This window comes from Streptomyces sp. NPDC102259 (genome assembly GCF_044766465.1).
GTDB lineage: Bacteria > Actinomycetota > Actinomycetes > Streptomycetales > Streptomycetaceae > Streptomyces.
On sequence record NZ_JBIWMA010000007.1, the window covers coordinates 129742 to 141337 of the forward strand.

Here is an 11596-nt window from a genome sequence, read left to right on the forward strand (position 1 = left end):
GCGGGGGGGGCCCCCCCCCCCCCCCCCCCCCCCCCCCCCCCCCCCGGCCCCCCCCCCCCCGGCGCCGGGCGGCCGGGCGGCCCCCCCCCCCCCCCCCCCCCCCACGACAGGCTGCCCCCACTCGGACGAAGCGTGTCTCACGACAAGAAAATCAAGAAGGCGGTTCGACCATGACCACCAGGATCGACGGCACCACCATCGCCCGACGGATCCGCTCGCAGGTCGCACAGGAGGTTGCGGCGGCCGCGGCCACGAGTCCGGGAAGTGTCCCCGGACTGGCGACCGTCCTCGTCGGCGACGATCCGGCCAGCGCCGTGTACGTGGCCGCCAAACGGCGTGCCATCAAGGAAGCCGGCATGCGCGACTTCCACCGCCACCTGCCCCGGCACGCGACCCACGACGAGGTGGCCGCCGTCATCGACGAACTGGCCGCCGACCCGGAAGTCTCCGGCATCCTGCTCCAGCTCCCCTTGCCCCGGCAGCTCGACGAGGCCCGGCTGATCGACCGCATCCCCGTCACCAAGGACGTCGACGGCCTCACCACCGCCAGCCTCGGCCTCCTCGCCCGCGGGGAGCGCGGGTTGCGCCCTTGCACGCCCAGCGGAGTCATCGAACTCCTCGATGCCGAAGGGATACCGCTCAAGGGGGCGAACGTCGCGGTGGCCGGTTGAGGCGAGCTCGTCGGCAAGCCCCTGACCCACCTGCTCCTCCAGCGCGGGGCGACCGTGTCGGTGGCCCACGAGTTCACCGTCGACCTCGCCGCGGTCACCCGCCCCGCCGACATCGTCGTGGTCGCCACAGGCGTCCGCGGGCTCATCGGCCCCGAACATGTCGGACCCGGCGCCGTCGTCATCGACGTCGGCATCCATCGGACACCCTCGGGCCTCGCCGGCGACGTCCGCTCCGGGGAACTCGACGGAATCGCCGGTCGCATCACCCCCGTCCCCGGCGGCGTCGGCCCCATGACCATCGCCATGCTCCTGGCCAACACGCTGCGAGCCGCCCGGTGGAGTTCCGGGCCTGAAGCCGTCGCGGCCTGAGAACCCGCCGGAACGTGGACCCGGCAGTGACGAGCCGCTCGCGGCGAAGGAGGTTCGCCATGGACGAGTTCCCTGCCATGGCACTGCTCGGCGGACATCTCGCCACCGGTCTCGCGGACGTGACCCACGACGCCGCGGCGCTGGACTCCGAGGGCTTCTGGGCTGTAATGGCCGACTTCGAGGGCCGTCTGACGTGCGCCCGCTTCCGCGACGTACGACGGATGGAGGACCACCGATTCTCCACGGTGCCGTGGCGCGGCCCTCGTGCCGACGCGTGGACCTCCTCACTCGACCGCGTCGCCTTCACGAACGGCGTGACTCGTATCCGCGAGCACATCGCCGCCGGTGAGATCTACCAGGCCAACCTGTGCCGAGTCCTGTCCGCCCCGATCGCGCCGGAAGCCGACGTCATGGCACTCTCCGGTCTCCTCGCACACCGCAATCCCGCACCGTACGCAGGTGTCGTCCGCCTGCCGCGGCACGGCATCGAGGTGGCCGCCGCCTCGCCGGAACTCTTCCTGAGGCGCACCGGGACAGATCTGGCGTCGGGGCCCATCAACGGAACCGGCCGTACCGAGGCGGATCTGTTGGAGAAGGACTACGCCGAGAACGTGATGATCGTCGACCTCGTCCGCAACGACTTCGGCCGCGTCTGCGTCCCCGGCACCGTGGCCGTACCCGACCTGTGCGCGGTCGAGAAGCACCCCGGGCTCGTGCACCTGGTGTCCATGGTGCGAGGGCGACTGCGTGACGGTGTGGGCTGGCCCGAGCTGCTGACGGCGACGTTCCCACCCGGTTCGGTCACCGGGGCGCCCAAAGAGAGCGCCCTGGGAATCATCAAGGCCTTGGAGACCTCAGCCCGCGGTCCCTACTGCGGTGGCATCGGCTGGGTAGACGCCGACCACGGTCGCGGTGAACTGGCGGTCGGCATCCGCACCTTCTGGATCGACCGCGGCGAAGGGCTTCTCAAGTTCGGCACCGGAGCGGGCGTCACCTGGGGTTCGGAACCCGAGCGGGAATGGGAGGAGACCGAACTGAAGGCACGTCGGTTGCTGTCCATCGCGAGCGAGGGTGCGGCAGATCGACGTCTCGTCCTGGAGGGCTGAATCGATCTAGCGCGTAGAGTGAAACCCAACGCGCCAAAGGCCGGCCGGAGATCTCTGCCTGCGAGGGCGTGCGGTGTGCACGGCTGACGAGGGGAGTACGCGGGCATGGGCCGTTCGGGCCGAGTGACGTTGACCGACGTGGCCAAGGCGTCCGGTGTGTCGCGGGCGACGGTGAGCTTCGTACTGAACGACGACCCCCGCCAGACGATCTCCGCGGCCACCCGGGAGCGGGTGATGGAGGCCGCCCAGGACCTGGGATACGTCCCGCACGGGATCGCCCGCGCCCTGCGTGAGGGATCTTCGCGCATCGTGGTGCTCAACGTCGACTGGGGCATGGAGGGCAACTTCTCCCGCAGCTATGTCCGAGGCCTGGACGAGGAGCTGGCCGAGCACGACCACATCCTGCTGGTCCGGCACGGGCACTCGATCCCCGAGGCCACGCAGAAGGTCCTGGACACCATCGCGCCGCGGGCGGTGCTCCGGCTCGGCGAGGCCTACATGCGGGGACACGAACCGACCCAGGACGACTGGGAGAACGGGTTCGCCGCCAACGCCGCGCTGCAGATCGGCTACCTCGCCGACCGTGGGCACACCCGGATCGCCCTGGCCATGCCCGACCACGACTTCCCGCTGACCGAGGCCCGGCTCGGATTCGCCCAGGAGGCCGCCCGGCGTCGAGGACTTCCACCCCTGGAGCGCTTCGTCGTGCCGAGGCCGCGGGAGGCCGGCGCGGCCGCCATCGAATCGTTCCTGGCGGCCCACGCCGACGTGACCGCACTGGCGGCCTTCGACGACGACATCGCGCAGCGCAGCCTGGCAGGCCTCCGGGATCTCGGGCTGCGGGTGCCCGAGGACATGGCCGTGATCGGCTTCGACGAGACCGAGCACGGCTCGCTGTCCACGCCCGCGCTCACCACCGTCCACATCGATGCCGAGGTCCTCGGACGGATCGCCGCCCGCAACGCCCTGGGCATCGGCACCGGAGAGCTGGCGCCCGTGCCCGGCCGGATCGTGGCACGCGCGTCAGTGTGACCACCGCGGGCCGTGCGCCGCTCACGGTCCGGTCCGGACCACCGGCCACATCCCCGCGCAGGCGGGATCCTCACCTCCCACGCGAAGAGCAGCGTGCGCAGCTGTCCGATGATCTCGTCCTTCCCTCCGTCACCCAGGATCTCGGCGAGGGCGTCGTCGATGGCGGCGATGCGTGCCCCGGCCGTCCGCGACGCCGGCGAGTCCCGCTTCGGTGAGGTCGTGAAGGATGACGCGCTTGTGCACCGGATGAGGCAGCCGGCGGGGCGATGCGGCTCGGCGAGCCGACCCGGCGCGCACGCGGACGCCCGAGGCCTCCCGGTCGTGGCGCTGGGCACGGACCTGTTGCGTCTGCCGGTACGGCGGCGCGGGCCCCGCCGGTCCTGACCGACCCGGTACCGCACCGAAATTCCGCAGCGCTTGCACCGCGCGACCGATCAACGGTGCGTCATCACTCTCGCCTCGTCCCGAACCGCCTGTTACCGGCCTCCTTAATCGATCTAGCCCCGATGCGGCGCCTCGGACGACGGCCACTCGACTGAGAACGAAATGGACCTTGTCTCACAACAGCGCAGTAGCGGGTGCAGCGGTGCCGACGGAACAGCAGTACGGACGTCCCCGCGTCGCGGTCGTGTCCGTCAGGGGTGTCGTCGGCGGTGACCTCGCCGTGTCCTCCTACCGCTGCTTCACCCCGGGGCCGGTGGCACTGGCGCGACTGGTGTCACCGGCGTGCCGCAGGTGGCGGGCTGAGGACGATTTCCAGGGCGCGAAGGAGATCTGCCACCTCGACAAAGCCCAGGTCACCTGCTGGAACTCCTGGCACCGCTGGAGCGTGATCGCCCTGGTCACCTACGCCTTCCTGGTTGTCACCGTCTGATGGGCTGCACAGAAATCCGCGCCTGATCGCAACGGCCGGCGCTCGCCGCCGCCCGGCTGCCGGTGCCGGCGTGGCGGGAGCGGGGCGGTCGGAACTGATGTACCTGGTGACCCGTCTTGGGCAGGAGGGGCGAGCAGATGGGAAGCCATGGTGGAGGGGAAGGCAGCAGTGGCCCGGTGGACGCGGCGCCGATCTGGGCCGTGGGCTGTGGGGAGAGCGATACGGGAACCGCGGTACCGGCCGGTCTGGCGAGGAGGGCGGGTGCCCGCCGTGCTCGCGGTGCTGACGGCCGGGCTGATGGCCTTCCACCGGGCGGTGCCCAACTCCGTGGGCCGCCTGGGCAGTCTGCTGGAATCGTTCCTCGCGTGGCTGGGCCTGGCGGTCGTGGTGCTGCTCGTCCTGGCCTTGTGCGCCGTTCAGCGACCGCGCTGACGGCGCTGCTGCTGCCGGTGGCGGCCTGGACGCACCTCTTCGGCGGGCTGCTCCTGCCCGGGGCGGAGCCTGGCCCGCACGACCTGGTCGTGGTGCAGCACAACGTGAGCGACGAGAACACCGACCCGGCGGGCACGGCCCGCGCCCTGGCTGACGCCGAGCCCGACCTCATCGCGTTGGAGGAACTGGTGCCCCCGGCGCTGGCGGTGTACGAGAAGACCTTCGCTCCGAGCTACCCGTACCACGCCGTCCGGGGCACCGTCGGACTCTGGTCGAGGCATCCGCTGACCGGCGCCCGGCCGGTGGACATCAAACCCCGAGGAATCGCAGAGACCTGGAGTCGCGGGCTGCGGACCGTGGTCCACACGCCGTACGGCGATATCGCGGCGTACGTCGCGCACCTGCCCTCGGTCCGCATCGGGGCGAGCGGCCTCGCCTCCTCCCGGCGCGACGAGAGCGCCGGCCTGCTGGGCGAGGCCATCACCGCCGAGAAACTGAGAACGGCCCTCCTTCTCGGCGATCTCAACGGCACCGTCGACGACCGTGGGCTGGCCCCGCTGACCTCACGGATGAACACAGCGGAGCAGGGCTTCGCGTTCAGCTTCCCCGCCGCCTTCCCCCTGGCCCGCATCGACCAGGTCATGGCCCGCTCGGCGACCGTCGGCCACATCCGCACCCTGCCCGCCACCCGCAGCGACCACCTGCCGGTCGTCGCTCGGATCACCCTGGGCTGAACCAGTGATCGCGAGGACAACAAGCCTGCCCATGTGACGACTGTCGCGCTTCGGCTCAGGTTGGACCAATCGGGCGGCTCGTGCCGCGCAGGCGGCGGGGCGGCCCTTGCCGGGGCGTCCGGCGGCCCTGCCGACGGCGATCGCCGCACTCAACAGTCGCGTCGATCGACCGGCGCGACCGCGCCCGGCTCACTGCGGCGGTTTCATGCGGAATCCGGGGCCGGGGATGCTTTCGATGTCTTCGGTCTGTACGAGGTGGCCTTGTGCGCAGCGGATCTCGGGGGCGACGTGGGCGCCGCATCCACGGTGTCGCGTCAGCATGGCCGGTCCGTCGGGGTCGGCGCGGTAGCGGTCGCCCCATTGCAGGAGCCCCATCACGGCGGGCACCAGGTCCATGCCCTTGGGGGTGATCACGTACTTGGGCCGGCTGCGCGCGCCGGGTTCCTTGTAGGTCTCGGTGACGAGGATCCCTTCCTCCACGAGCATGCGAAGCCGGGTGGCGAGGAGGTTGCGGGGACAGCCCAGGACGCGTTCGAAGTCACTGAAGCGGGAGGAGCCGTACCAGACCTCGCGCAGGATCAGGATCGTCCACTTCTCGCCCACGACCTCAAGGGTCCGGGCGATCGAACAGTTCGACGTGTCCCTGTCCAGGCGGGGGTCCAAGCCGGTGTCTGCCAGTGCATCACTCAACGCATCCATGCAGTGATACTAACCGCATCTGAGTTTACTTTTCTATACTCAGCCCGTAGCGTCGACACCAGCACACCAACCCCGCCGCGCGCCGAACACGGGCACGGCCCCCTCGCAAGGAGCACCACCATGGCAGTCAGCCAACAGGCGCACGAGTTCGCGGATTTCCTCGCCGGCGTGAGCGCGAAGTCCGGCACGCCGGGTCTCGACCTGGCCGTGATCCGCGACATCGTCGACTCCCATCACAAGGCGTCCACCGAGCCGGAAGGCGTCACCTACGCCGAGGTCGACGCAGGCGGCGTACCCGCCCTGTGGGCCATCCCCGAAGGCGCCGACCCCGACAAGGCGCTGCTCCACTTCCACTTCGGCGGATCCGTCACCGCCTCCATGCACTCCGACCGCAAGGCCGCAGGCCACATCGCCAAGGCAGCCGGCGCCCGCTCCCTTGTCGTCGACTTCCGCCTGGCACCCGAGCACCCGTACCCCGCCCAGCTCGACGACGCGGAGACGGCCTACGGCTGGCTTCTCTCACAGGGCTACGAGCCCCGCAACATCGGCAGCACGGGCCACTCGATCGGCGGCACCCTCGCGGTGATGCTGCCGCTGCGCCTGCTCGCCAAGGGCGAGGCGACCCCGGGCGCGATCGTCAGCATCTCCCCGTGGACCGACCTCACCATCCAAAACCCCTCGGTCGACGAGAACGAGGACAACGACAAGATGCTCAGCAGGGCCACGCTCGAACTCTTCCGCGCCGCCTGGCTGCAGGAACCCGGCGTTGACTTCACCGACCCCGCGATCAGCATCGCGAACGCCGACCTGACCGGCCTGCCCCCTACCACCGTCCACTACGGCGAGTACGAAACCCTCGCCGACGACGGCGCCGACCTCGGCCGCCGACTCGCCGACTTCAAGGTCACCTCCGAAGTCCACGCCATGCCCGAAGGACAGCACTCCTTCATCCTGGGCGCAGGACGCGTGCCCGAGGTGGACCAGGCGATCCAGCAGATGGGCCAGTGGCTCCGCCGGCACCTTGGCAACTGAACGCACCAGCTGCCCGAACAAACGCACCCGCCGTGAAGAAGCCCCCGAAGAAGATCACGCAGAAGGCTGACTGACATGAAGGCATTCGTCGTCGAGAAGTACGGCAAGGACGGCGCACGCGCCGCAGAGGTGCCCGAGCCCGCCGTCGGGGACCGCGACGTACTGGTCAGGGTGAGCGCCACCAGCATCAACCCGCTGGACAAGATGATCCGCGACGGGGAGTTCAAGCAGCTCCTGAAGTACAAGCCTCCGTTCGTGCTCGGCCACGACGTGGCCGGCGTCGTGACGCGGGTCGGCTCAGCCGTACGCGGCTTCAAGGTCGGCGACGAGGTCTACGCCCGTCCGCGCGACCTGCGGATCGGAGGCTTCGCGGAGTTCATCTCGATCGACGAGGACGACGTCGCGCCCAAGCCGGCCTCGCTCACCCTCCAAGAGGCTGCCGCGGTGCCGCTGGTGGCCCTGGCCGCCTGGCAGATCCTCGTCGACCGTGCCGCTGTGAAGCCGGGCCAGAAAGTACTCATCCACGCCGGTGCCGGTGGCCTCGGGTCGACGGCCATCCAGCTGGCCAAGCACCTCGGCGCCACCGTGGCGACGACTGCCGGCACCGCTTCCGAGAAGTTGGTCCGGGGCCTCGGCGCCGACGTGGTCGTCGACTACACCAAGGAGGACTTCTCGAAGGTGCTGTCCGGCTACGACCTGGTGCTGGACTCCCTGGGCGGGGCGAACCTCGAGAAGTCGCTGACCGTGCTGAAGCCCGGCGGCCTGGCCGTCGGTGTCGCCGGCCCGCCGGACGCCGGTTTCGCCAAGCAGCTCGGCGCCCCCTCGTTCATGGGCTTGGTGCTGAACACGCTCAGCCGCAAGGTCCGCAAGCAGGCCAAGGCGCTGGGCGTGCGTTACCAGTTCTTCTTCATGCAGGCCAACGGCTCCCAGCTGCGCGAGCTCGGCGCCCTCTACGACAGCGGAGTTCTCCGCCCCGTCATCGATCGCACCTTCCCGTTCGACCAGACCCTCGAAGCGATGGCGTACGTCGAGCAGGGCCGCACCAAGGCCGGCAAGGTCGTCGTCCAGATGACCTGAGTCGCAGGACCACCTGGCGAGAGTCCGGGCCGAGCCGATGGAAAATCCGGCGACCCGAGGGGACCGCTCGGCTACCGTCGTGCGGGGAGGTGGACGCGTGTCCTGGCCATCTGTGATCATCCTTGTCCCCGCGGAGCGACGCCCGTCGTTTGAAGGGCGAATCCGTTCCCTGGGGCTGGTGCATGATCCCGTGACGGGCGACGAAAAGCTGCACCAGCACGGGTACTCGTACTACATCGACCTCTCGGGCGGCATCCTCTCGGACTACGAGCCGGAGGAACTCGATGAGGTGAGGACCCGGATCGGCGAACCGTACGCGGTCTATGTGTCGTGCCAGTCCATGGACGCGGCCCGGGCCTTCCTCCGCGACGTCCTGCCCGGCGTGGACGGACTTGTCGACACCAACCACCACGAGATCCTGCAGGCGATCGACTTCCTCCCCCTGGTGGACCGTTACCCCGGATGGGACTGGCGTCGCCAACCGAGCACAGACCTCCCATAGCCCGGCTCACGTCGGCGTCCTCTCACCTGCGGGTCCAGATGAGGACGGCGGGCAGGTACGGTACGGCCTGACGGGCGACCTTGATCCGAGCGATGCACCGCTCGACGGCATTCCTGAACCCGAGGTTGCGCCCGCGCAGCGCTCTCCTGCTCGGAAGGCTCGCTGCGGCGGCCGTGGGACTCATCATGTTCGCGCTGCCACCGTCTCCCGACGCATCGCCGGCGCGACTTCGCCGGTCCCGGCGGCCGGTGACCGGCCGGGCCCGGCGAAGTCCCGTGATCAGAAGCTGTTGGATCCCGCGGTGCCGTGCGAGGAGCGGATCCCGACGCAGTCGGGATTGGGGACCGCTACGGAGATGCCGGTGTTCGTGAGGCGCCCGGATCGCGGGTCCACACGGAAGAGGTCGACCGTACTGCTGGCCTCGTTCGCGACGAACAGCCACCGCTCCTCGGGATGCAGGGAGAAACTCCACGGTGTGACGCCGCCACAGGGCAGGCGCTGTGCCTCGGTGAGCAGGCCGGTACCCGGGGCGACCGAGAAGACGACCAGTGAGTTGTCGCCGCGGTTGGAGGTGTAGACGTGGCGGCCGTCCCGGCTGACGGCCAGTTCGGCGGCGCTCGTGGTGCCGGTGTGACCTGGCGCGTTCGTCGTCAGGAGCTGGCGGGACGTCAGCGTGCCCGTTCTCGCGTCCCACCTCAGGACCTCGATGTCGGCGGTCAGCTCGTTGCCCTCGGCGCCATCCGGAGCGCGGCACGTGAGATGCGCGTCGCACCCGACTTCCTGTCACACATCACCCTGACACCTCGGTCAATAGTGTGTATCCGCCACGCGGCAAGGAGATCAGTATGGAATCGCGCCTCGACTACTTCGGCCACCCCCTCGCGGGAAAGGTGTTGAAGCACATCAACTCGGCCGACAGGGTTGTTTCGGACTCGACACTGCCGGCCTCGACCCGGGAACTGGTGAAGATCCGGGTCAGTCAGATCAACGGCTGCGGATTCTGCACCGACATGCACACCAAGGACGCCGGCGCGGCGGGAGAGGCCGTGCAACGCCTCCACCTGGTCGCGGCCTGGCGCGAGGCCAAGGTGTACACCGACTCCGAGCGCGCCGCGTTGGAACTGGCCGAACAGGGCACCCGCATCGCCGATGCGGCCGGGGGTGTCACCGATGAGGCCTGGACGAACGCGGCAAAGTACTTCGACGAGGACCAACTCGTCGCCCTGATCTCCCTCATCGCCGTCATCAACGCCTACAACCGCGTCAACGTCATCAACCGGCAGCCCGCCGGCGACTACCGGCCCGGCCAGTTCGGCTGACCGGCGCTGCCCGGCCCTTGGTCTGCCACGTACGGTCCGACTCCGCTCCGGGCCGTGCGCGGCTCATGTTCCGCCGTGCTGATCCCGGTAGTCCGGTCCCAGTGCCGCGGCGTTGAGGGCTCCGAGCATGCGACGGAGGTGAGTGCGTACCTGTTCCCGCTCCTGGGGCAGGAAGGGTTCCAGGGTCTCCTGCTCGCACGGTTCGAGCGCGGTCTCGCCCCGCAGCGCCAGTGCCTCGCCCGCGGGTGTGACGCACATTTCGATGATCTTCCCGTGAGTGGGGTGGGGACGCCGCTCGACGAGCCCACGCTCGACCAGACTCCGCAGTCCCGCGCCCATGGACTGGGCGGTGACGCCACAGCGGCGGGCGAGTTCGGCACTGGACATCGCCCCGTCCCGGCTCAATCGGACGAGCGCACTGAACTGCGCCTGGGTCAGTCCGAGCGGGCGCAACACCCGTTCGAGGCGCTGCGCGTACGCCTGTGAGAGCTGCCAGATCAGGTAGCCGATGCGCTCACTGGGATCCTTCACCGCCACCGATGCCCTCCACTTGTAAGGTAACTTATAAGCTAGCTTACATGATGAAGGTCGAGGAGCCATGTCCAGCACAGACACCCCAAGTCAAAGTCATCACCCTGACCCCGACCCGGGGCCAGGACGACACCGCCACCATCCAGGAGCACAGTCCGACGCCCCACCAGAACGCCCGGGGCTGACCGGTCCGCAGGCGGTGCTCAAGCCCGTGATCACGGTGCTGACGATCGGTCTCGTCTTCGTCAGCGTCTTCCTCGCGGCCTTCCATACGCCCCAGGCGCACCGCCTGCCGGTGGCCGTCGCCGCATCCGACCGGACGGCGGCGCTTTTCGACGTCCGGCTCCAACGTGTCTCACCGGACGGCTTCCAGGTCGACCGGTACCCGGACAACGCCTCGGCCCGTCGGGCGGTCGAGCATCGCCAGGCCTATGCCGCGCTGTTGGCCGACGACGGCGATCCCAGGATCGTGTACGCGGGTGCCAACGGCCCCGCGGTGTCCGCGCTGGTGGCTCCGCTGGCCAGTCCGTGCGCCCCGGGCTGTCAGCCGGCGGACGGGAAATGGCCCGTGGACGACATCCTTCCGCTCTCGAGCGGGGACAGCCGGGGCCTGTCGGTCTTCTATGCCTCGTTCGGGCTGGTGCTCGCAGGGTTCCTCTTCGGCCAGGTGACCTACCAAGTGGCACCGCGCCTCTCCTTCGGGCAGCGCGTGACCAGTCTGGCGCTGTTCGCGGCCGTCGGCGGCCTGGCGACCGCCCTCATCGCGAGTACGGCCTTCGGGGCCATACCCGGTCCCTTTCTGGGCATCGCGGGCCTTGTGGCGCTGATGGCGGGGGCAGTTGCGGCAGGCACCATCCTCATGATCCGGATCTTCGGTCCGCTCGGGGTTCTGCTCGCGTCGATTTTCATGATCGTGATGGGGAACGCCAGCAGCGGCGGCGTGCTGCCGCCCGAATTTCTGCCTGGTTGGCTGAAGCCCCTCACCTCGGTCATGCCTCCGGGCGTCGGCGTCCGCGCCCTGGACGGGCTTGCCTACTTCCACCACGACGGGCTGGTCAACGGTGTCGTGGTGCTGTCGGTCTGGATCGCTCTGTGCGTCGCGGCGCTGTTCCTGCTCGACCGGATCGCCGCGTCGGCCGCGATCCTGCACGCCGCGCAGCCGTGAGGGCGACCGGGGACGAGTCCGTCGGAACCGCTGAGCGTTCCGGCTGTCCTGAT

Annotated in this window: 11 protein-coding genes and 2 pseudogenes; 10 read left to right on the forward strand and 3 right to left on the reverse strand. The window is 69.6% G+C overall.

What is annotated here, in order from left to right; all coding sequences use genetic code 11:
• Positions 1–170: 170 nt before the first annotated feature.
• The 5 genes and pseudogenes from ACIRPU_RS18775 to ACIRPU_RS18795 all read left to right on the forward strand — a co-directional run bounded on the left by ACIRPU_RS18775 (position 171) and on the right by ACIRPU_RS18795 (position 5218).
• Positions 171–1040, forward strand: a pseudogene (locus ACIRPU_RS18775) (bifunctional 5,10-methylenetetrahydrofolate dehydrogenase/5,10-methenyltetrahydrofolate cyclohydrolase).
• 59 nt (positions 1041–1099) lie between these two features.
• On the forward strand, positions 1100–2146 hold the full coding sequence (locus ACIRPU_RS18780; RefSeq protein WP_403868259.1) for a chorismate-binding protein: 1047 nt from the start codon (positions 1100–1102) through the stop codon (positions 2144–2146).
• Positions 2147–2251: 105 nt separating this feature from the next.
• Positions 2252–3178 carry a LacI family DNA-binding transcriptional regulator gene (locus tag ACIRPU_RS18785; protein ID WP_403868262.1) on the forward strand — a complete coding sequence of 309 codons (927 nt, stop codon included), beginning with the start codon at positions 2252–2254 and terminating at the stop codon, positions 3176–3178.
• A gap of 586 nt (positions 3179–3764) precedes the next feature.
• On the forward strand, positions 3765–4052 hold the full coding sequence (locus ACIRPU_RS18790) for a hypothetical protein (RefSeq protein WP_403868265.1): 288 nt from the start codon (positions 3765–3767) through the stop codon (positions 4050–4052).
• A gap of 297 nt (positions 4053–4349) precedes the next feature.
• Positions 4350–5218 (forward strand): annotated as a pseudogene (locus ACIRPU_RS18795) (endonuclease/exonuclease/phosphatase family protein).
• A gap of 189 nt (positions 5219–5407) precedes the next feature.
• Here ACIRPU_RS18795 and ACIRPU_RS18800 read toward each other — a convergent pair.
• Entirely contained in the window at positions 5408–5821 is a 414-nt protein-coding gene (locus ACIRPU_RS18800) for a winged helix-turn-helix transcriptional regulator (protein WP_403868268.1), read from the reverse strand.
• Between the two features lie 216 nt (positions 5822–6037).
• Between ACIRPU_RS18800 and ACIRPU_RS18805 the strand changes: the two genes are divergently transcribed.
• The 3 genes from ACIRPU_RS18805 (at position 6038) to ACIRPU_RS18815 (ending at position 8528) form a co-directional block, all read left to right on the forward strand.
• Positions 6038–6949: an alpha/beta hydrolase fold domain-containing protein gene (locus ACIRPU_RS18805; RefSeq protein WP_403868270.1), complete on the forward strand. Its 912-nt coding sequence runs from the start codon at positions 6038–6040 to the stop codon at positions 6947–6949.
• A 75-nt stretch (positions 6950–7024) separates the two neighbouring features.
• Entirely contained in the window at positions 7025–8026 is a 1002-nt protein-coding gene (locus ACIRPU_RS18810; protein ID WP_403868273.1) for an NADP-dependent oxidoreductase, read from the forward strand.
• Positions 8027–8216: 190 nt separating this feature from the next.
• Positions 8217–8528, forward strand: a complete 312-nt coding sequence (locus ACIRPU_RS18815; RefSeq protein ID WP_403868276.1) for a hypothetical protein — start codon at positions 8217–8219, stop codon at positions 8526–8528.
• Between the two features lie 279 nt (positions 8529–8807).
• Here the strand turns inward: ACIRPU_RS18815 and ACIRPU_RS18820 are convergent, their stop codons facing one another.
• Positions 8808–9248, reverse strand: coding sequence for a lactonase family protein (locus ACIRPU_RS18820; protein ID WP_403868740.1), 441 nt, complete (start codon positions 9246–9248; stop codon positions 8808–8810).
• A gap of 125 nt (positions 9249–9373) precedes the next feature.
• Between ACIRPU_RS18820 and ACIRPU_RS18825 the strand changes: the two genes are divergently transcribed.
• The gene (locus ACIRPU_RS18825) at positions 9374–9847 is read left to right on the forward strand and encodes a carboxymuconolactone decarboxylase family protein (RefSeq protein ID WP_403868279.1); all 474 of its coding nucleotides are present in this window, start codon (positions 9374–9376) and stop codon (positions 9845–9847) included.
• Between the two features lie 63 nt (positions 9848–9910).
• Here the strand turns inward: ACIRPU_RS18825 and ACIRPU_RS18830 are convergent, their stop codons facing one another.
• Positions 9911–10384, reverse strand: a complete 474-nt coding sequence (locus ACIRPU_RS18830) for a MarR family winged helix-turn-helix transcriptional regulator (protein ID WP_403868282.1) — start codon at positions 10382–10384, stop codon at positions 9911–9913.
• 205 nt (positions 10385–10589) lie between these two features.
• Between ACIRPU_RS18830 and ACIRPU_RS18835 the strand changes: the two genes are divergently transcribed.
• Positions 10590–11543 carry an ABC transporter permease gene (locus ACIRPU_RS18835; protein WP_403868284.1) on the forward strand — a complete coding sequence of 318 codons (954 nt, stop codon included), beginning with the start codon at positions 10590–10592 and terminating at the stop codon, positions 11541–11543.
• Positions 11544–11596 lie beyond the last annotated feature (53 nt).

Coding starts and splice junctions, on each gene's coding strand:
- ACIRPU_RS18780 (WP_403868259.1), top strand. CDS start 1,100: ATGGACGAGTTCCCTGCCATGGCACTGCTCGGCGGACATCTCGCCACC.
- ACIRPU_RS18785 (WP_403868262.1), top strand. CDS start 2,252: ATGGGCCGTTCGGGCCGAGTGACGTTGACCGACGTGGCCAAGGCGTCC.
- ACIRPU_RS18805 (WP_403868270.1), top strand. CDS start 6,038: ATGGCAGTCAGCCAACAGGCGCACGAGTTCGCGGATTTCCTCGCCGGC.
- ACIRPU_RS18810 (WP_403868273.1), top strand. CDS start 7,025: ATGAAGGCATTCGTCGTCGAGAAGTACGGCAAGGACGGCGCACGCGCC.
- ACIRPU_RS18825 (WP_403868279.1), top strand. CDS start 9,374: ATGGAATCGCGCCTCGACTACTTCGGCCACCCCCTCGCGGGAAAGGTG.